Below are 19567 nucleotides of genomic sequence, written 5' to 3'. Positions count from 1 at the left end.
CGCGTGGATGCTGCGGGCGGCCACCATGGTGAGCGCCTCGGCGAGCAGCACGTCCGCGTCGGCGGGCAGGCCGATCCGGGAGGCCACGATCCGCGCCGGCACCGGGTCCGCGGCGAGTTCGCGCAGCCGCTGCGGCGGCGTCGTGGGCCGCCATGCCTCGTTCACCAGGTGATCCGTCGTCATCCCGCCCCTGTCCAGCGCGTTCGTGCCGTCCCCCGCGACCGCCCTGTCGGCCGCGACGGGACACAGCCTCGCACGCCCCACCGACAACGACCGCACCGGACGTCACCGGGCCGCCGGCCGTCCGCCCGGCCACCGCCCGTGGGTGCGCGATCCGCCGCCGTCGCCCGGGATCCGGTGGCCGGGTCGGCCCGGGACCGGCGGCCGGGTCAGCCCGGGTGGAACACGATCCGCACGCGGGCGTCCACCGGCAGGATCAGGACGTTGCCCTCCTCCCAGGTCCAGTCCCGCGGGATCAGGAACATCCGGTCATTCGCCTGCGCCAGCAGCCGCAGTCCCCGGTAGCGGTAGCGGAAACGCTGGCCCGCCCCGGCGTCCGGCAGCGTCCGCTCCTCCACGCCGGGCCACTGGAGGTAGAGCCGCTCCGTGGTGTCGAGCACCACCGCCGGGCGCAGCGCCAGGTTCTCGGCCAGCCACCGGGCGTCGGCCGTCCCCTTCTGGTGGGCGAAGCCGCCCGCGGCCCAGAACGAGCAGAGCACGATCAGCGCCACGCTGATGCCCAACGCCGCCCGCTCCCCGGTCAGCGGGTACGGCGCGCCCGCCGCCCGTACGGCCAGCAGCCGGGCCAGCACCACCACCAGCAGCGCCCCACCGATCAGCAGCGGTGTGCCCATCGGCCCGGTGTCGAGCACCTCGAACCCGGCGAGGAAGCCCAGCACCAGCAACGGCACGACCAGCACCGCCACCGCCCAGCGGGCCCCGCGGACGATCCGGCGGCCGTCCGCCCCGCTGCGCACCGTCCGGGTCGCCAGGTGGTAGCCGACGGCGGACAGCAGCCCGGCGCAGAGCAGCACGCCGGCGGGCAGGTAGAGCGCGGGCGAACTGCGCAGCAGCAGGTCCTGGGTGGAGAAGCCGATGGTCGCGGCGTCCACGCCGAAGTAGTGGTAGAGCGAGTCGGTGTAGGCGTAGCCGAAGAAGAACAGCAGCGCGGTGATGAAGGTGGTCGGCGCGATCCAGGAGGCGATCAGGCCGATCCAGCTGCTCCACGACCGGCCCTGCGGTGAGGGTGGCTGTGCTTCGGTGTCGGCGGAGCCGTCCTCCTCGGGAGCCCCGCCGGCGGAGTCGGCAGAGCCGGCGTCGGGGGTGTCACCGGTGGAGCCGCCGTCGTCGGAAGCCTGCCCGCCGTCAGCGCTCAGCGGTGACTCGCAGGCTCGGGAGCGGGTTCGGGGGCGGGTTCGGGACCGCGTCCAGGACCGGGTTCAGGGGCGGGTTCGGGGGCGGGTTCGGGCTGGTCGGGCGACTGGCCGCCGGGATTCGCATGGCTCGGGCTGGGAGTGCTCGGCTTCTCCCCGCCCGGATTCTCATCGGGCTCACCGGGATTCCCGCCACCCGGATTTCCGCCGGGCGCATCGGGGACGTCGACACCACCGTCTGCCTGGAAGTCACGCTTCTCACCGTCGATGGTCACGCTGAGGCAGATGATCCGCTTGCTCTCGGCCGGAGGGTTACCGCTGAGCGTGAAGACGGCGGGCTGGGGGCTGCGCCCGTCCACCACCTTGATCGTCAGTTTCTCCTTGGACGCGAACTCACTCCTGGCGCAGTCGTGGACGTCGCCGATGGTCGCCGTGAAACTCGCCTTCGTCGAACTCGACAGGCTGATCCGGGCCGTTCGCCAGATCCCGCCCGCGTTCGCCGAGACCTGGCCCGCGGTGCTGAACCCGCCCTGGTTGCCGCCCGCCTTGGTCCGCTGTTCCTGAGGCTGCTGACCGGAACCCTCCGCCTGCGGGGTCGCGCCGAGGTCGGCCGCCGACCGCGCGGCGCTGGATGCGGCACCCGCCCCCGAGCCGGAGTCACCACCGCCGCCCCCGCAACCCGCGAGGACCGGTACCAGCAGCGCGACGGCCGCCCGGCGGAACGGTCGGCCGAGGAGGGTGAGGAGCGTGGCGCGAGGTGTCCCGGACATGCGCTCTCCCATCCGAGGGGCACGACGAGAAGACGGCCGGACCGGCCTGGCCGAACGCTACCCGTTCGCACGCTCCCTGACTGTCCGCCAACCGTGTGGACCCGGTCGGGCCTCCCCGGACGACATCACTGAACGACGCAGCTCCGGGCCAGGTTCTGTTCCTCGGCCGTGAGCGGAGGGGCGCCGGCGCTCGCACCGTCCGCACCACGGGGCTGCGCGATCTTGCGGCAGACCTCCGCCTGGACGGCCAGCACCCGGATCCGGGCCCGCGCCTCGTTGAGGCTCGTCGCGGTGATGGTCGCCTCCACCTGCTTGCGCTGGTATACCGGGAGGAGGTCGAGGGTGACGTCCCGGTACTCCTCCTGCACCCCTGACAGCTCCCAGGGTCCCAGCTTCTGGCTGATGCCCCGGTAGAGGGCCACATGGCCGTCGTGGGCTCCGACGTAGTACTGCGACGATGTCCACTGGTAACCGGCGTAGGCTCCGCCGGACAGCAGCCCCGCCACGACCAGGACCACCGCCGCCCTGCGGAGCAGCCGTCGGAGCAGCCACGCTCCACGACTCCGAGGCGGGTACGGCCAATCGTCGTCATAGGTGAACTCGGGGTCGCCGAAGGCGCCGCCGGTCGGGGCCGGCGTCTGTGTGGGAGCGGCCGAGGGCGGTGACGGGGCGGTCGGCGTCGGCGACGGGGCTGCCGCAGGCGGTGGCGGCACGGTGACCCGCTCCCGCGCGCCCCGCCCCGCCGTCTCCTGCCCGCCGTCCCTGGCTCCGACCCCGACCCCGGCCCCTGCTCCGGCCGGCCGCGGCTCCCCCGCCCCCGCCCCGCGTGCGGCCTCGTCCACCAGCGCCAGGGCCTGCGGGACGGTGAGCCGCGCCGGGGCGTCCTTCACCAGCAGCCCGGTGATCAGCGGCGCCAGCGCGCCGGCGTGCCGCATGGGCGGGGCGTTCTCGTGCGCGACCGCGTACAGCGAGCCCGCCACGGTGCCCCGGGCGAACGGCGAGAGCCCCTCGACGGCCTCGTACAGCGTCACCCCGAGCGAGAACAGGTCCCCGGCGCCGCCGCCCAGCTCGCCGAGCGCCCGCTCGGGGGCCAGGTACGGCGCGGAGCCGACCATCTGGCCGGTGCCGGTCAGGCGGGTGTCGGTGCTGCTGACCGCGATGCCGAAGTCGGCGAGCAGGACCCGCCCGTCGGTGGTCACCATGACGTTGGCGGGCTTGATGTCCCGGTGCACGATGCCCGCGCCGTGTGCCGCGGCCAGCGCCTCCAGTACCGCCCGCGCCACCCGGGTGGCGGCTTCCACCGTCAACCGGCCCTCCGCACGCAGCCGTTGCTGCACGGTGGTGCCGGAGACCAACTGCATCACGATCCACGGCACGCCGTCCTCGATGACGACGTCGTGCACGGTGACGATGCCCGGGTGGTCTCGCAGCCTCGCCGCGTTCCGGGCCTCCCGGATGGCGCGCTCCAACCGTTCCGAGCGTTCCTGCCGGGTCATCACCGTGGACAGGGCCAGTTCCTTGACGGCCACCCGAGTGTCGAGCTGTTCGTCGTGCGCCTCCCAGACCCGGCCCATGCCGCCCGCACCCAGGGCCCGCACCAGCCGGTAGCGACCTCCGACCAACTGCCCCTGCTGCGCCCCGTGTTCCACGCCCCGCCCCCGCCCACCGCCCGACGCCACGACTGTGCAAGGAACAGTAGCGGCGCGGGACCTGCCGGGTGGCGGTGATGGTCGGAGCCCCGCCGGTCGACTTCTCGGCCGTCGACCCCGGTACGAGGTGCGGTCCGCCGGGGTGGCGGTGAGGGCCCACGGTGTCACCCACTCCCCGTCGAGATCGACCGTAAAACCAATAATCGATTATCTATCTGATCGTCTATCATCTAGCCATGCCTCAGACGACCCACACCTCACCCCCGGCGGGGAAGCAGATGCTCTCCGAGCAGGTCTACACCCACCTGCGGGATGCGATCATGCGCGGGGACCACGCCCCCGGTGACGCCCTCAAGCCCCAGAACCTCGCCAAGGAACAGGGCGTGAGCCTGGCCGTCGTACGTGAGGCGCTCGTACGGGTGGTCGGCGAGGGCCTCGCCGACCGGCTGCCCAACCGCGGCTTCGCCGTCCCGGCCTTCTCCGACCGTCGCTGGCAGGAGATCACCGAGGCCCGCCGCACCATCGAACCGGTCATGCTGCGCATGTCCGTCGAACGCGGCGACGTGGACTGGGAAGCCCGCGTACGAGCCGCCCACCACCGGCTGGCCCGCACCCCGGCGTACGTACCGGAGGAGGGCAGGCACTACAGCAGCGCCTGGGCCGAGGCCCACCGGCTCTTCCACCGCACCCTGCTGGAGGGATGCGGCAACCTCGTCCTGCTGGAGACCTTCGACCGGATGTGGACCGCGAGCGAGCTGGCCCGCCGCTGGTCGGCGCACCGCGACCCCGGCCGGGACGCCCTCCTGGAACACCGCCGGCTGGAGGAGGCGGCCCTCGCCCGCGACGCCGACCTCGCGGCCGAGGTCCTGACCCGGCACCTCACCCGGACCGCGGCCGGACTGACCGACTGCCCCCACCACGACCCCACGGACGAAGCCTGATGCACCGCGGCCATCCGGCCCCGGCCGCACGACCACACCTGATCACAGACATCGGAGCCACGGCATGACTTCCCTCGAGGCGAGCACCGGCCGCCACTGCCACAACGCCGTCAACCCCCTGCACGTATCGGTGTACTTCGCGCCGGAGCAGGAGGACGAACTCGCGGCACTCGGGCTGCGGCGCGGAGCCATGGTCTACCTCGCGAGCCGCGCGGCACCGCTCGGGGCCGTCGACGCGGGCACCGTCACCGCGACCTTCTACAACTTCAACCACGAGCACGTGCGGCGCCACATCCCCGCCGCGTGGAGCGTCACCACACCGGAGGAGGTGCTCACGGCACGGCTGCGCGGCGCGGACCGAACGCTGCGACGGCTGCTCGGCGAGGAGGCCCTCACCTCCGAAGACATGGCCGAGGCGGCCGAACTGGCGCTGCACGCCACCGAGGCCTGCCGCCGAGAGGCACGGCCACTGTACGCCGCCAACGCCGACCTGCCCGTACCCGAGGAACCGCACCTGGCCCTGTGGCACGCCGCGACGCTGCTGCGCGAGCACCGGGGCGACGGTCACCTCGCCGCCCTGGCGATCGCCGGCCTGTCCGGCATCGAGGCGCTGGTGCTGCACAACGCCACCGGCGCGGCACCGACATCGGCCCTGTTCATGCGGACCCGCGGGTGGTCCGCGCAGCAGTGGGACGCCGCCCGGGAGCAGTTGCGCGAACGCGGACTGCTGGACGCGGCGGGCGACCTCACGCAGGCGGGCGCGACCCTGCGCGAGGAGGCCGAGGCGCTCACCGACCGCCTCGACGCCGCCCCGTACGACCACCTGGGCCCGGCCGCCACCGCACGTCTCACCGAACTGGCAGGCGGATTCTCCAGGGCTCTCCGAGCGGCGGGCGCCTTCCCCGCGGTGCACTTCGGCAAGGGCTGAGCACCCCGGGGCCACCCAGCCCTTCGCCCGCGTCCGAGGAGCCGATCCCAGGCCCGGCTCCGCGCCACTTTGTCCCGGCCGGCCCGGGCGGCGTTCCCGACCGGAGCGCGCCCGTTGGACGTCAGGGGCGAGCCCCGGGCGCCGAGCCGGGCCGCACCCGGTGGCCGTATCCCCACACGACGGCGGCGGCGAGGAGGGCGACCACGCCCCCGAGCACCATGACGGCGGCCGGGGAGGAACGATCCACCACGAGGCCGCCGGTCAGGGCGCCGATCGACAGAGTCGCCTGGAAGGACGAGGTGAACACCACGCCGGCCGCCTCCGGGGCGTGCGGGGCCGCGGCGAGGAACCAGGTGAGGGAGCAGACCGGCACGGCGCCGTACGCCGCGCCCCAGAGCGTCAGCAGAACGGCGGCGCCCGGACCGCCGGTGCCGAGCAGGGGCATCAGCAGGGTCGCGGCGGCGAGCAGCGCGGTGGCCGTGCCGAAGACCGGGCGGAGGGCGCCCGCCGCGCGGCCGCCGGCGAGCACGTTGCCGAGCAGTCCGGCGGCGCCGTACACGAGCAGGAGGCCGGTGACCAGGCCCGGGCCGGCATGGGCGGTGGCCTCGAGGAACGGGGTGACGTAGGTGTAGCTGCCGAAGTGGGCCAGCACGATCAGGAAGGTCACGGCGAGGCCGGTCCGGGTGCCCCGACCGGCGAGCAGCCCGCGCAGCACGCCGAGGCCGGTGGTGGTCAGCGGAGGGAGCGGCGGGAGCGACACCAGCAAAGCGGCCAGGGTCAGCAGGGTCAGCCCGGCCATCACGAGGAAGGCGGCGCGCCAGCCGACGAGCGAGCCGAGGAACACGCCCGCCGGTACGCCGAGCACCGAGCCGAGCGGGACGGCGGTGAAGAACAGGGTGGTGGCCCGGCCCTGCCGGTGCCCCGGGACGAGCCGTGCGGGGATCCCCGCGCCGATCGACCAGAAGGCACCGATGACCAGGCCGAGGGTGACCCGGGCGGTCAGCACGGCCCAGTAGGCGGGGGCGAAGGCGTTGAGGAGGTCCGCCAGGACCAGGAGCAGCAGCAGGCCGCAGAGCATGGTCCGCCGATCGGCGCGCCTGGTCGCGACGGTCACCACCGGTGCGGCGACGGCGGCGACGATGCCCGGGAGCGTCATCATCAGCCCGGCGGTGCCGTCGGAGATCCGGAAGGTCGCGCCGATCCCGGTCAGCAGGCCGATCGGCAGGATCTCGGTGGTCACGATGGAGAACACACCCGTGGTGACGGCCAGCACGGCGGGCCAACCACCCCCGCGCGCGGGCAGGTACGGGCGGCGCGGGCCGTCGCCGGGTGGGCGCGGAGCGGGATGGAGGGCGGTGTCGGCCATGCCGGAGGTCCTGTCCGTGAGCGGTGGATGTCACCACGAAGTCCACCAAGCGGGCAGGGGGTTGGTCTGGCGTGAATCCGACCTCAACGTCCGGCCGTCCCGTTCGGCTCGATCGCCCGGCTCCCGGCGTCGCCGGCGGTCAGCACCACCTTCCCGACCAGGTCGGCCCCGGCCGTGTGGTCGGCAGCCGGACGCGGTACGGCGTACGGCTGGCCGGAGACGAAGACCGGCAGACCGCCCTCCCGTCGGGGCTCCGCGATCTCGTGGTGACCCAGGCGTGCGGACCGACCGCTGTCCGTCTCGGCCGCCGGTACGCCGGCCCGGTCCGGTCGTGCCGGGTCCCGCCCGCACGAGGAGGGCAGAACCCGAGACTGACCCCCCGGCATCGGACCGACCCTAGGGAACGACGATCTGCTCGGTCCTGTTCGCCCCGATCACCTCGATTCCCCTGGTCCCCAGGATGCCGTCGAGCGGCAGGGACACCGTGTACGGGGCGGTGGCGGGAATCCCGATGCCGCTCAGTGAGCCGACGACCTCGATGCCCCAGTACTCCGGCCGCTCGATGTAGACCAGCGGCGACAGACGAACCGTCATGTTCATATAGGGCATGACCCCGCTGACGACGAGGATGAAGGTGCCCGGAACGATCCCCGGGACGACCCTCGCCTCGTCGAAATCGATGATGCGGATGGACTCCGGCGCCGGCAGGTCCGCGAAGTTCTCCACCATGATCAGTCCTTTCGTCGCTGTGACGTCACCCGTCACTTCGTCGACGCAGACTATGGGACAGTCGCCTACGAACTGCATGTCCAACACGCCCGCGAACTGGTGGAACGCCTGGGGCGAGCCGCGAATCGACCTCCCTGACCGCCGGGTGTCGGTCGACCGGCGGCCGCCGCGCCGTGCCACCGGGCCAGGCCGTCCCGTCCGGCTCACGCGCCCGGCCGCGGACGGGCCTCTGTCCGATACGGCCCCACCGGAGGCGTCCCGTCACACCAGTGCCGCGCCGCCGTCCACCGCGAGCGTGGTGCCGGTGACGTAGGCGTTGGCCAGGACGAAGAGATAGGCCGCCGCGGCTTCCTCGGCAGTGCCGACACGCCGCGTGAGCAGCTCGGACCCGGCACCCTGGAGGAAGGCCTCCGGGTCCGCGACACTGCCGTCCCACAGCTCGGTACGGATCACACCGGGCTGGATCACGTTGACGCGCAGGGGGGCGAGTTCGACGGCGAGCGCCCGGGACAGGGCCTCGATACCGCCGGTGATACCTGCCGTGAGCGCGGTTCCGGGCAGGGGGCGGATCGCGAGGACGCCGGAGCTGAAGGTGATCGAGCCGCCGTCGCGCAGCCGCGGTGCGGCGTACCTGGCGGAGAGGAACGCGCCCCAGAACCGGCGCTCGAAGACGGCCCTGGCCTCCTGCGGGGTGGTGTCGACCAACGGCTTGATCAGCAGGGATTCGCCCGCGGTGTAGACGAGGTGGTCGAACTCCCCGACCTGCTCGAAGAACGCGGCGATGGCGTCGCCGTCGGCGACGTCCAGGCGGCGGCCTTCGGCCCGTTCGCCCAGCCGCTTCGTCGCGGCGTCCACGCGGCCCTGATTGCTGGAGGCGACCACGACGTCCGCGCCGGCCGCCGCGGCCTGTCGGGCCACCGCGAAGCCGATGCCGGAGGTTCCACCGATGATCACGATCTTCTTGCCGGCCAGAGACATGGGATCCGTTCCTTCGTCGATGCGGCGCCGGGGTTCGGCAACCGCCATGGCAAGAACGTACGCCTCCACATTGAGACGATGAATGACTTGAAGTCTCGATTCCCTGTCATATCGTCTCGCCGTGCAGGCACTAGGGTGACGTCATGGACATCCTGAGCGACACCCTCGAAGTCCTGCGCACGGGACGCCCGATGGTGACTCGCACCGACGCGCACGCCCCGTGGGCCCTGAGGTTCCAACCCATCTCGGGAGCCGGATTCCACGTGGTCGTGGAGGGGCACTGCCACCTGCTGCCGCCGCACGGCCGACCGCTGGCGCTCGGACCCGGCGACATCGTGTTCCTTCGGCGCGGCAGCGGCCACACCCTGTGCGACGTGCCGGACCGTGATCCGGTGGACTTCGTACCGGAGCGCGTGGACCGTTCCTCGCCGATCGGCCAGGTCACCGTGGACGGACCGGGGCCGCGCACGGTGCTGGTGTGCGGCGCGTACGCGATCGACGTCGATCGCCCGCATCCCCTGTTCAGCGACCTGCCGGAGGTCATCCACCTCCCCGCGGTTCCCGGCCGCCACCCGGCGCTGCGCTCGGCGATCGATCAGCTGTGTGCCGAGTTCCACGCGCCGCGACCGGGCTCGGACGCGGTCGTCACGGCGCTCATCGATCTGCTGCTGCTGTACATCCTCCGGTCGTGGTACGCCGAACTGCCGGAGGAGCGGACCCGGGGTTGGGCGGCCGCGCTGACCGACCCGGCGGTCGCCCCGGCCCTCAAGGCGATCCACGACGATCCCGGCCGTCCCTGGACCGTGGAGTCCCTGGGCGCCCGCGCCGGGCTGTCCCGCGCCACGTTCGCCCGCCGGTTCGCCTCGGTGGTCGGCGAGCCTCCGTTGACCTACCTGACCAACTGGCGGATGGCCACCGCGGCGCGGTTGCTGCACCGATCGCCGACCCCGGTGAGCACGATCGCACGGGAGACGGGGTACACGTCGGAGTTCGCCTTCGCCAAAGCCTTCAAACGACACTTCGGATCGCCGCCGGGGGCCTACCGCAAGCAGGTCGGGACGGCGGGCGACAAACCGGGCGGACCTTTTATTGCTTGATCATCTTTTGAGACGGACCCTAGGATCTGCGGTATGGCGACACGACTCGTGCAGATCAACATGAAGGCCCAGGACGACGCCGCGCTCGGCCGGTTCTGGGCGGAGGCCCTCGGTTGGGGTATCGACAGCGAAGGCCCCGGCGTGACCAACCTCGAGCCCGTCGGCTTCGCCTACCCCGACCCCGCGGCCGTCTGCGTCGACATCATCGCCCGCCCGGAACCCAAGACGGGGAAGAACCGGGTGCACCTCGATCTGGCCACCACCTCGACGGCCCATCAGGCGGAGCTGGTCGCGTGTCTGAAGGACCTCGGCGCGACCCTCGCCGACGTGGGCCAGGGCGACGTCCCCTGGACGGTCATGGCCGACCCGGAGGGCAACGAGTTCTGCGTCCTGGAGCCCCGGGAGATCTACCGGAACACCGGGCCGATCGCCGCCGTGGTGGTCGACTGCGCCGACCCGCGGGCGATGGCCCGGTTCTGGGGCGAGGCGACGGACTGGACGGTGCACGAGGTCGCCGACGACCACGCGACCATGCGGTCCGCCCACGGCGTCGGCCCCTACCTGGAGTTCGTCCGCACCCCTGACACCAAGAGCGGGTGGAACCGCGTCCACCTGGACATCAGCCCCTACCGCGGTGACGACCCGGCGGCCGAGGAGGCCAGGCTGCGCGCGCTCGGCGCCTCCGATCCGGGAATCGACCAGTCCGCCATCTCCTGGCGGATCCTCACCGATCCGGAGGGCAACGAGTTCTGCCTGCTCAGCCCTCGTTAGCGGTCCGGTCACACTCCGAGATCCAGTTCGACGGCCCCGCGGGGGCGACAGCCGGACTGCTGTTGTGGAGATGGGGCGGGGTGGACGGACGCGCGGTCATCCCGGATGAGGTGGCGCAGGGCATCCGTGCGCTTGCCCGGGGCGCCGGCCGGCGAGGGTCCGGCCGACGCCGAGCAGTTCGAAGCTACCCGACCCGGCCCACGAGCACGGAGACCTTGACGTGTTCGGTGAATGAGGACCGGCCGACGGGCAGGGACCGCCGAACGTCATCGGCGAAGGCCGGCCGCTCCTTCGGCGTGGGCAGCTTCGCCGCGGGAATCGCGGAATAGACGCCGCCCATGAGCTGGTCGAAGCTCAGTTCATCGGTGTAGTCGATCACGATTTCCTGCACCCGTTCGAAGCCTGCGGCGCGGAGCGCCCGCGCGTACCGATCCCGGTCCTGGGCCCCGGTGCCGCACGACACCTCCGGACCGATGCCGAACCGGCGTTCCAAGCAGGCCCGGAGCGCCCGCGACCAGGTGCTGTCCTGCAGCCACAGAGGAGTGCCGTTGGCCACGACGGCGATTCCGCCGCCGGAACGGGACATCGGCAGGAGCGCGCGGAAGAGCTCATCGTGCCGCATCCAGTGCAGCGCGTTGCCGATCACCGTCATCGCCAATGACCGCTGCCCCAGCAGGGCGCCGAGGGCCGGGACGTCACTGTCGGCGCCCAGCACCCACGTCGCGTTGCCAATCCCCTGCCTCGCGGCTGCCTCTCCCGCGAGCCGGAGCATGTCCGGCTCGGGGTCCATGCCGATGACGGCCCGCACCCTACGGGCCAGGGGCAGGGCAAGCTGACCGGTGCCGCACCCGAGATCGAGCACGACGTCGTCGGCCCGCAGTCCGAACGCCGCCTGCAGCGCGTCGATACCCTCGGCCGGGTAGCCGCGGCGGTACTTCGCGTAGTAGTCGGCGACGTCACCACTGAATCCCCGAGTCATGGTCAACACCATGCCACCCTCTGCCGAGCGGGACAGCACTCCGGCCGGCCGATCTGCTACTGGGAAAAACCCCTTGCGACGGCGCCCGACTCACGAACCGTCCGGGCCCGGTGGGCCCGCCGCCCGTACCCGCCGCCACGGCACGGCACGGAATCTGCCCGAGGCGGGCGGCTCCGATTCGGTGATCTCCATGAGGTCCCGTCAGTGCGGGCCACGGACAAGGACCGGCCGACCCGGCGGCCCCGGTTGGCGAAGGCCTCGCGCACCGTTCCGGCGGTCGGCCCGGCGACCCGTCACTCGCAGGTGTTCCCCATGGTGTTGGGGCCGGACAGCACATCCACCGTGTTGAACACCTCCCCGACCGCGAACAGCAGGGCGGCCGCGGCCAGCAGGGTCCCGACCGCGAGCAGCGCCGGCCGCCGGTACGAACGCACCGCGACCCACCCGGCGGCGACCGAGCCCGCCAGGCTCAGTACCGGCCCCATCACCGCCGCCGCGACCGGCGGGCCCGACAGCTTCACGACCTTCGCGCAGTGCTGGAGCGGCCCCCAGACGTCGCGGTGGTAGGCGTCCACCGCGTACATCGTGAACACCCAGCCCACGACGCCCGCGAGCACCACCGCCCCGAGCACGCCCCACCGGCCGGCGCCGCCCCTGATCCCTGCCGTCTCCACCGTTCCCCCGTCCGTCACGGCGGCCCGGCCGTCAGGCCGCCGCCCGTGACGGACGCGGACGATCCGGTCCCGGTTCCCGGTTCCCGGATGTCGGCCGGAGGGCCGTCCGCCGGGAACGGCCTTCGGGGTCCGGCGGTTACTTCGGGAGCGGTGCGTGGAAGGGACGCCGGGAGCGCACTCCCGGCGTCCCGACCGGGCGCCGCGTGTCAGCGCGAGGGGTGCCCCTCTTCGTAGGTGATGCCGTGTCCGCCGGCGATGAGGTTGAGACGGGCCGGATCGAGCCGGCCGCCGGTGCCGAGCCGGCCCCGGGCTTCGATCAGGTCCTCGACGAAGCACTCCCAACCGCCCGGCGAGGAGATCTGGAGGACCCGGGGCGGCCGGCCGGCACCCGGCCGCAGGGCGTGCGGGACACCGTGCGGGAGCAGCACGAACCCGCCCTCGGTGAGGGCGTGCGTCCGGTCGTCGAAGTCGACGAGGAGTTCGCCGTCCAGGACGTAGACGCACTCGTCGGCGACGTGGTGGGTGTGGCGCGGGATCTCCTGGGCCACCACCACCTCCAGCAGGGAGAAACGGCCTTCGGTATCGGCGGTCCGGGCCTTGACCGAGAAGGCGGGCGGCAGCGGTACGCGGCCCGGTCGTGCCTGGCCGGCGTCGAGCAGGATGAAGCGGTCGTCGGACATGTGATGCCAATCCTTGGAGGCGGTAGGTCGGAGGGGTCAGGGGGTCCCGGGGGTCCCGGGGGTCCCTGGAGAGTCGGTTCCTCGTACGGGGCCGCCTCAGCGGGTCTGCCGTACGCCGCGACGCCAGACGTCGGTGATGGCGGTGGTGGCCGCGATGTCCCGGGTGGGATCGCCCTCGACCAGCACCAGGTCCGCGCGGAGGCCGGCGGCGATCCGGCCGCGGTCGGCCAGGGCGAAATGGCGGGCCGGAACGCTCGTCGCGGCGGCGAGCGTCTCCTCGGCGCTCAGCCCGGCCTCGGTGAGCAGCTGGAGCTCGCGGTGGAGACCGGTGCCGTGGGCGGGCGTGAACGGGGTGGCGTCGGTTCCGGCGAGCAGGGGCACGCGGGCCCGGTGCAGGGCCCGGAGCGCGCCGACGGCGTTGGCGGAGCTGCCGGGGCGGGCACAGTCGGCGGTCGGGAGGTGCTGGGCGGTGATCGCCTCGAAGTAGGCGAGCGTCGTCACCACGAAGACCCCCTGGGCGCGCACCCGTTCGGCCAGCCGCGGGGAGGCCGGGTCGTCCGGTGCGAGGTCGCTCCACACATGGGCCAGGCCGTCGACGCCGGCGTCGAGGGCGATCTCCACCTCGGACGCGGTGATCGCATGGGCGACGACCCGCAGTCCGGCGTCGTGCGCCGCAGCGGTGAGGGCGCGGGCGACGTCCGGCGACATGACCGGAAGATCCGCACCGTGGACCGTACCGTCATCAATGACGATCTTGAGATAGTCGGCTCCCTCGGCGAGCCGGGCCCGGACGAACTCCGTTGCCCTCGCCGGATCGGAGACGGAGTCGATCGCCGTCGGGTCGATGCCGTCGAGCCCTCCCACGCCGCTGCCGGCCAGGGCGGCCAGCAACTGGGTCGGGTGCCCGCCGGGTGCGGTGGCCAGGGTGCCGGCGCTGCGGAGGTCCGCCACGTCGTCGTTCTCGGCGGCCAGCCGCCGCTGACCGGCGAGCAGCCCGGGAACGCAGAACATGTCGAGCTCGGTGGTGACCCCGTACCGCAGGGCCTGGGCGAGGCTGCCGTCGAACACGTGCGTGTGCGCGTCGATCAGTCCGGGCAGGAGGGTCCTCCCCCTGCCGTCGACCTCGACCTCCGCGTCGACCTCCGCGTCGACCTCCGTTTCGGCGTCGGCCGGGTTGCCCGTACGCGTTCCGACCGACGCGATCCGGTCGGCCTCGACGACCACGTCGGCCCTCGCGATGGTTCGTTCGCCGTCGAACACGCGGACGTCGCGGATCACTGTGCGCATGGAGATCTCCCTGATGGGTCGGAGTTTCGGGGGTCGTGAACCCCCGGACGCCACCACAGAGGGGGCCCTGCCGCCGGCTGTGACATCGCCACGGCGGAATGTGGCACCGCTCACATTTCGGCAGCGCGTGTCACATGAGCGGCGGCACGGGACTCTTGGATCGCAACGGATGAGGAGCCAAGGCATGACATCGACCCCGTCGCACACGGCCGGCGACACCGCCACCGAGGAGTTCCTCGGCCACCGGGAACTGCTGTTCTCGGTGATCTACAACATGCTGGGCAGCATCGCCGACACCGAGGACGCGCTGCAGGACGTCTGGCTGGCCTGGTCCGGCCGCCGGCACAGGCCGGGCGCCGGACCGGTGGAGAACCCCCGGGCCTACCTGGTCCGCATCGCGATGAACCGGGCGCTCGCTCGCCGCGCGGACCTGAACCGCCGACGGGAGACCTACCTCGGCCCGTGGCTGCCGGAACCGCTGGTCGCCGCGGAGGACGACGTCAGCGGCGCCGTCGAGCGCGCCGAATCGCTGTCGATGGCGATGCTCGTGGTGCTGGAGACCCTGTCACCGCTGGAACGGGCGGTGTTCCTGCTGCACGACGTGTTCGGGTTCGGCCACCCGGAGATCGCGGACATCCTCGGCCGCTCCCCGGCGGCGGTCCGCCAACTCGCCACCCGGGCACGCCGTCACATCCACGCCCGCCGTCCCCGCCACCGGACCGAGCCCGACGTCCACGCCGAGGTCACCGAGCGGTTCGCCGCGGCCGCGCTCGGCGGCGACCTGCGGGCCCTGCTCGACCTGCTGGCACCGGACGTGACCCTGTGGACCGACGGCGGCGGCAGAGGGCCCGCCATCAGCCTGCGGCCCGTACACGGACGCGAGCAGGTCGCCGCGGTGTTCATGTCGGTCGCCGCCCTGCTGCCCCCGGACAGGCCGACCGTCCGCTACCGGCACGTGGCCGGTGACCCGTGCGCACTCGTCCTCTCCGGCGCCGGCCCGCTGGCCGTGGTCGTCGTCGACCTCGCCCCGGGTGGCGACCTGATCGCCGGCATCTACTCGGTCACCAATCCCGACAAGCTCTCCGGGATCCGCTGAACCCGGCAGCCGGCGGGCCACCGGTTCCCGCCGCTCCCCCGTGCGACCGTGCCCACGGGCTGCGCTTGGTCATCGACCGGTGGCCTCCGGGACCGGCCTGCCGCACGGGCGGGTACGGGCGGCCACCGAGCCACCGTCTCGGTCCGCGGAACCGGGCCTCGCTGAGCACGACGTCCTCTGTCCGGGACACGGCCGGAGCCGTCCCGGACGGGATTTCCCTTGCCGCGTCCGGCACGCCCGCCACAGGGTGAGGTCGCTGCCGGACCGACCCGGGCCCGCGGCGCAACCTCCCCAATCGGATGGAGCACCAGCATGCGCGTTCGAGTCCTCACAGCCGCCGTGGGCAGCGCGGCCCCGGCCGTCCCGGAGACCCCCGTCGCCGCTCAGGTGGGTGACGTGGCCGTGGCCGGTGAGGCTCGACTCCGCCGGCGTCACCGGACGGCCGGTCCGCCCGGCCGGCCCGGTGACCCGGACGGAACGGCCTAGCCGTACGTCACGCAGTCGATGAACTGGTTATCGCCGTAGTACTCGCACACCTGCAGCGCGGCGCTGCTGACGTTGTAGACGGTGACGGAGCTCAGCTGCGCGCTCCGACCCTCGCCGGCGACGCTCCCGAGCTTCGTGATCTGCTTCGTACCGGTACCGCACTTGTAGGTGATCAGGTACGCGATGGCCCCGTTCCCGTCGGCGTCGGTGTCGTAGATCTTCGCGGCCCCGTCGGACTTGACCTTCGCGTAGTCACAGCCCGACGTGGGCTCGATGAGGGTGCCCTCGACCTTGGCACCCCGGTCGGCGTTGTACCCGGAGATCCAGTGGCCGCTGCTGGCGGCCGACGGGCCCGCGAATCCGAGCAGCAAACCGGTCACGGCGGTCGCCGCGACCGCGGATCGAACCAGTGCGGAGCGAATGGTCATCACGCTTTCCTTTACGGAATCGGCCGGGGAATCCCGGCGACGGAATTACCGATGACATCGGCGACGACGGAGGGTTCGACGTACGAACTCGTCCCGGCGCGCCGGCCGGGCCAACCGTGAGGCGTCACGGATATCCGTGCACACGCGGGACGGTCGCCGCGGTTCAGGCTCGAACCCTGAGGTCAGAGGCACCGCCACCGGACGATTCGTGCCGATACTTTCCGACAGCCGCGCGGCCCGGCACGACGATGCCGGGCGCGACACGCGTGTACGTGCTCTCTCCTTCTGTGACGCTTGTCCGGTCATTCGGTCGGCCTGGACACAGCATGTTCGGCCGCGGGCCCCCTCGACAACGACCTTCGGGCGTAGCCGAATATCCCTGGCCGCAGGAGGAGTCCTTCGAGAATGGGACACAGGGGACTTTCATGTTGCGAATCCACTTCACGACCGAGGACCTGGCGCGGACGGTGTTGACCAGCAGCCGCGCGCTGCCGGTGAGCGAGGCGGTGATGAGTCTGCAGACGCTTCGACGCCCTTCCGGACGGAGGTTCTCCGCGTGGCGGCAGCACGTTCTGCAGCGGCTGCCCGAACACGCCTCACTGCTCGGCTCGGTGGTTCCGGCCACCGGCTGGGTGCCGGACTTCCTCACCCCCGGCACCCGGGCGTCCTCCGGCCCGGCCGCTCTCGATGCGATACGGTCCACGCCCCGCAGGCATCTGGTGGCGGACCTGCGACGCCTCTCGGGCCGGCAGCGCCTGCCCGCCTGGACGGGGGCGCTGGCCGCGGGGGACCGTGCGGCACTGGATGCCGTGGTCGACGCGCTGGCGGCGTACTACGACATCGCCGTGACGCCGTTCGCCGGGCAGATGCGGACGGTCCTGGACGCCGACCGGGCGTGGCGGGTGCACACCATGGCTCGCGCCGGTGTCGGGGCGGTGCTGACCGGACTGCACCCCCGGGCGCGCTGGCGAGAGCCCGTGCTGGAGCTGCCCGGGCTGGCCGGACAGGAGGAGACCGACATCCGCCTGGAGGGGCGAGGCCTTTCCCTGTGCGCCCACGTCTTCTGCGGCTCCCGCCCCCGGGCCCTGATCAACGACCTCGACACGCCGGTCCTGGTGTACCAGCCCGTCTGGGACTCCCGGAACGGTCATCTCACCCCCGGGCCGACGTCCGCCGCCCCCGGCCGGACCCCGGGCGCCCTGGCGGCGCTCCTGGGCCGCACCCGGGCCGCCGTTCTGACCGTCCTGGCCGCCCTGGACGGCCGCACCACCACGCAGCTCGCCCGGGATCTCGCCATCTCGCCCGCCTCGGCCTCCGAACACGTGGCGGCCCTGCGGGCCGCCGGCCTGGTGACCAGCCTCCGGCACGGCAACACGGTGCGGCACGCCGCCACCCGGTCGGGAACCGACCTCGTCACGGCGGCGCGCACCTGCGGCGACGGCAGAGGCGAGTGACCCCGGTCGCGGCACGCCGCGGCCACCGGGGTGGTGCGCGTCCGGTACCCGGTCGATGTCAGTGGGTGGCCTGGACGGCGACGCCGACGAGCTGGAGAATCGCCTGCCCCCAGGCCGTGGTGGCGATCAGGACACCGAACACGACGGCGGTGAACACGGTGAACGCCTCGTCGACGCGACTGCGGGCCTCGGTACGACGCCGGAGCCGTACGAGGATGACGATGGCGAGGAACACCGACGCGCTGATCGAGTACTGCACTGCCCACCCCGTCAACCCTGTGTGAGGCTCCGGTCACCAGGAGCCGGCTGCCGGGGTGAGCATGCCAGAGCGACCAGCCGCTCCGGGGCGGGTTCCGGAAAAACGGCGGGCCCGAACGACTCCGCGGGCAGACCTGTGGACCCGCCCCGCCACCGGACCGGGAAACGGGCTCGTGGAGGGAGTCCGGCCGCCGACCACCGCGATCCGGTCAACCCGGCCGCGCAGGGGGAGGAGTTCACCCGGATCCGCTGCGCCCGGAGACCGCCCGCTCCTACGCTCGCGGGCACACCGTGATCCGAGAAAGGGGATGCCGTGGCCCGAAGGCCCGCACGACGCCGCCGCTCCAGCGCCAGACGGATGCGCCGGGCCAGGGAGAACGCACTGCTCCTGGTGGTGGCGGCGGTGGCCGTGATCGGTGTGGCGTCCGTCGTGCTCACATGGGTGGCCCACCACCTGCTGCTGGTCGGTGCCGTGCTGGCCATGGCCGCGGCAGGAGCCGTCGCCGTCCTTCGCACGAGGGTGCTGGCCCGCCGTCGCGACCTCGCCTCACGGGTCGCGCAACTGCGGCACATCGGCCCGTTCCTGACCATGAGTCCGAAGGACTTCGAGCACGCGCTGGCGGACCTGTGCCGGCGCGACGGCTGCACGAAGGTGACGGTGGTCGGCGGGGCCGGCGACCTCGGCGCGGACGTCCTGGCGACCACCCCGGCCGGGCAGCGGATCCTCATCCAGGCCAAGCGCTACGGACCGCGCACCTTCGTCGGCTCCCAGGACGTGCAGAAGGTCAACGGCACCTACCGCGACGTCCACGGCTGCGACCTCGCAGCCGTGGTGACCACCAACGCCCTCACCAAGGCCGCCAACGCGTTCTGCGAGAAGGTCGGCATCCGCGTCGTCGACCGCGGCGCGCTCGCCCTGTGGGCCGAGGGCACGGGCAAGCCGCCCTGGGCCTGACCCCGGACCGGCCACCGACCGGCGGCGGGTCAACCCGCGCAGCGTGGGGATGCCGGCCCGTTCGCCCGCCTGCCCGCTCTGACCGGTGTCGGTGTCAGTGCCCCGTGCCACTGTGCGGCCCATGATCAATCATCTTGAGGGTGTCGACTGGTCGTCCATGGGTCACGCCTACGGCCCGGCCGACGAAGTCCCGCTGTGGCTGGAGCAGATGGCCTCGCCCGACCCCGGTGTCCGGGAGAAGGCGTTCAGCGGTTTCTACAGCGCGGCCCACCACCAGGGTGACGTCTACTCGTGCACGGCGGCGAGCCTGCCGTTCCTGTTGGCGCTCGCCGACGATCCCCGGGCGCCCGACCGCCCGGCTGTCATCGGGCTCCTGCTCAGCATCGGCGGCGCGGCGTTGGACTGCGACCCCGACGGCGTCTACTACAGTCCGTCCGGCCACGCGTCGACGCCCTACGCGGACGTCGTACCTCGGATGCGCGAGCGTGTCGGCCTCTTCGTCCGGTACGCGGCGGACCCGGACTCCCGGGTGCGGCAGGCCGCCGTCCCGGCCCTGGGCCTGTTCCTCGACGACGCCGAACGGGCGTTCGCGCTGCTGCGTGAGCGGCTGGCGGCCGAGGGCGGCACCGCGGAGCGGCTGCTGGTCGTCGAGGCGGCCGCGACGCTGG

At 72.8% G+C, this 19567-nt stretch carries 20 protein-coding genes and 2 pseudogenes; 9 read left to right on the top strand and 13 right to left on the bottom strand.

Annotation, left to right across the window (positions count from 1 at the left end; all coding sequences use genetic code 11):
* Positions 1–183: pseudogene (locus ACWEQL_RS32175) on the bottom strand (hypothetical protein); the annotation flags it as partial.
* A 206-nt stretch (positions 184–389) separates the two neighbouring features.
* Positions 390–1112, bottom strand: a complete 723-nt coding sequence (locus ACWEQL_RS32170; RefSeq protein ID WP_452153891.1) for a hypothetical protein — start codon at positions 1110–1112, stop codon at positions 390–392.
* 546 nt (positions 1113–1658) lie between these two features.
* On the opposite strand from ACWEQL_RS32170, the gene ACWEQL_RS32165 reads away from it, so the two are divergent.
* Complete coding sequence (locus tag ACWEQL_RS32165; protein ID WP_452153890.1) at positions 1659–1937, top strand: hypothetical protein; 279 nt, start codon at positions 1659–1661, stop codon at positions 1935–1937.
* Positions 1938–2268: 331 nt separating this feature from the next.
* Here ACWEQL_RS32165 and ACWEQL_RS32160 read toward each other — a convergent pair whose 3' ends face one another.
* Complete coding sequence (locus tag ACWEQL_RS32160) at positions 2269–3792, bottom strand: serine/threonine-protein kinase (RefSeq protein ID WP_452153889.1); 1524 nt, start codon at positions 3790–3792, stop codon at positions 2269–2271.
* Between the two features lie 236 nt (positions 3793–4028).
* On the opposite strand from ACWEQL_RS32160, the gene ACWEQL_RS32155 reads away from it, so the two are divergent.
* The gene (locus ACWEQL_RS32155; protein ID WP_452153888.1) at positions 4029–4733 is read left to right on the top strand and encodes a GntR family transcriptional regulator; all 705 of its coding nucleotides are present in this window, start codon (positions 4029–4031) and stop codon (positions 4731–4733) included.
* Positions 4734–4797: 64 nt separating this feature from the next.
* A complete protein-coding gene (locus tag ACWEQL_RS32150; RefSeq protein ID WP_452153887.1) occupies positions 4798–5661 on the top strand; it encodes an SCO6745 family protein in 864 nt (287 codons plus the stop codon).
* Positions 5662–5782: 121 nt separating this feature from the next.
* Here the strand turns inward: ACWEQL_RS32150 and ACWEQL_RS32145 are convergent, their stop codons facing one another.
* The 4 genes from ACWEQL_RS32145 to ACWEQL_RS32130 all read right to left on the bottom strand — a co-directional run bounded on the left by ACWEQL_RS32145 (position 5783) and on the right by ACWEQL_RS32130 (position 8734).
* Positions 5783–7027, bottom strand: coding sequence for an MFS transporter (locus tag ACWEQL_RS32145; protein ID WP_452153886.1), 1245 nt, complete (start codon positions 7025–7027; stop codon positions 5783–5785).
* Positions 7028–7110: 83 nt separating this feature from the next.
* Entirely contained in the window at positions 7111–7413 is a 303-nt protein-coding gene (locus ACWEQL_RS32140) for a hypothetical protein (protein WP_452153885.1), read from the bottom strand.
* 10 nt (positions 7414–7423) lie between these two features.
* Positions 7424–7756 carry a hypothetical protein gene (locus ACWEQL_RS32135; protein ID WP_452153884.1) on the bottom strand — a complete coding sequence of 111 codons (333 nt, stop codon included), beginning with the start codon at positions 7754–7756 and terminating at the stop codon, positions 7424–7426.
* Between the two features lie 261 nt (positions 7757–8017).
* A complete protein-coding gene (locus tag ACWEQL_RS32130) occupies positions 8018–8734 on the bottom strand; it encodes an SDR family oxidoreductase (RefSeq protein ID WP_452153883.1) in 717 nt (238 codons plus the stop codon).
* 143 nt (positions 8735–8877) lie between these two features.
* Between ACWEQL_RS32130 and ACWEQL_RS32125 the strand changes: the two genes are divergently transcribed.
* Together ACWEQL_RS32125 and ACWEQL_RS32120 are read left to right on the top strand one after the other, a co-directional pair.
* Positions 8878–9831 (top strand): AraC family transcriptional regulator, encoded by a 954-nt coding sequence (locus tag ACWEQL_RS32125; protein ID WP_452153882.1) that lies wholly within the window; start codon positions 8878–8880, stop codon positions 9829–9831.
* A gap of 33 nt (positions 9832–9864) precedes the next feature.
* Positions 9865–10602 (top strand): VOC family protein, encoded by a 738-nt coding sequence (locus ACWEQL_RS32120; protein WP_452153881.1) that lies wholly within the window; start codon positions 9865–9867, stop codon positions 10600–10602.
* A 184-nt stretch (positions 10603–10786) separates the two neighbouring features.
* Here the strand turns inward: ACWEQL_RS32120 and ACWEQL_RS32115 are convergent, their stop codons facing one another.
* The 4 genes from ACWEQL_RS32115 to ACWEQL_RS32100 all read right to left on the bottom strand — a co-directional run bounded on the left by ACWEQL_RS32115 (position 10787) and on the right by ACWEQL_RS32100 (position 14222).
* Positions 10787–11593, bottom strand: coding sequence for a class I SAM-dependent methyltransferase (locus ACWEQL_RS32115; RefSeq protein ID WP_452153880.1), 807 nt, complete (start codon positions 11591–11593; stop codon positions 10787–10789).
* Positions 11594–11874: 281 nt separating this feature from the next.
* Positions 11875–12255, bottom strand: a complete 381-nt coding sequence (locus tag ACWEQL_RS32110) for a hypothetical protein (protein WP_452153879.1) — start codon at positions 12253–12255, stop codon at positions 11875–11877.
* A gap of 206 nt (positions 12256–12461) precedes the next feature.
* Complete coding sequence (locus ACWEQL_RS32105; RefSeq protein WP_452153878.1) at positions 12462–12935, bottom strand: cupin domain-containing protein; 474 nt, start codon at positions 12933–12935, stop codon at positions 12462–12464.
* Between the two features lie 96 nt (positions 12936–13031).
* The gene (locus tag ACWEQL_RS32100; protein ID WP_452153877.1) at positions 13032–14222 is read right to left on the bottom strand and encodes an amidohydrolase family protein; all 1191 of its coding nucleotides are present in this window, start codon (positions 14220–14222) and stop codon (positions 13032–13034) included.
* 184 nt (positions 14223–14406) lie between these two features.
* On the opposite strand from ACWEQL_RS32100, the gene sigJ reads away from it, so the two are divergent.
* Positions 14407–15318, top strand: coding sequence for an RNA polymerase sigma factor SigJ (sigJ, locus tag ACWEQL_RS32095; RefSeq protein ID WP_452153876.1), 912 nt, complete (start codon positions 14407–14409; stop codon positions 15316–15318).
* 482 nt (positions 15319–15800) lie between these two features.
* Here sigJ and ACWEQL_RS32090 read toward each other — a convergent pair whose 3' ends face one another.
* Positions 15801–16232: a hypothetical protein gene (locus tag ACWEQL_RS32090; RefSeq protein ID WP_452153875.1), complete on the bottom strand. Its 432-nt coding sequence runs from the start codon at positions 16230–16232 to the stop codon at positions 15801–15803.
* A 425-nt stretch (positions 16233–16657) separates the two neighbouring features.
* Here ACWEQL_RS32090 and ACWEQL_RS32085 point away from each other — a divergent pair, with 425 nt between their 5' ends.
* The gene (locus ACWEQL_RS32085) at positions 16658–17686 is read left to right on the top strand and encodes an ArsR/SmtB family transcription factor (RefSeq protein ID WP_452153874.1); all 1029 of its coding nucleotides are present in this window, start codon (positions 16658–16660) and stop codon (positions 17684–17686) included.
* Positions 17687–17744: 58 nt separating this feature from the next.
* Here the strand turns inward: ACWEQL_RS32085 and ACWEQL_RS32080 are convergent, their stop codons facing one another.
* Positions 17745–17945, bottom strand: a complete 201-nt coding sequence (locus tag ACWEQL_RS32080) for a hypothetical protein (RefSeq protein ID WP_452153873.1) — start codon at positions 17943–17945, stop codon at positions 17745–17747.
* A gap of 357 nt (positions 17946–18302) precedes the next feature.
* Between ACWEQL_RS32080 and ACWEQL_RS32075 the strand changes: the two genes are divergently transcribed.
* On the top strand, positions 18303–18899 hold the full coding sequence (locus ACWEQL_RS32075) for a restriction endonuclease (protein WP_452153872.1): 597 nt from the start codon (positions 18303–18305) through the stop codon (positions 18897–18899).
* A gap of 121 nt (positions 18900–19020) precedes the next feature.
* Positions 19021–19567, top strand: a pseudogene (locus tag ACWEQL_RS32070) (HEAT repeat domain-containing protein); the annotation flags it as partial.

Source organism: Kitasatospora sp. NPDC004240 (genome assembly GCF_053603215.1).
The sequence above is the reverse complement of the archived record's forward strand: the minus strand, read 5'-3'. Positions and strand labels throughout refer to the sequence as shown.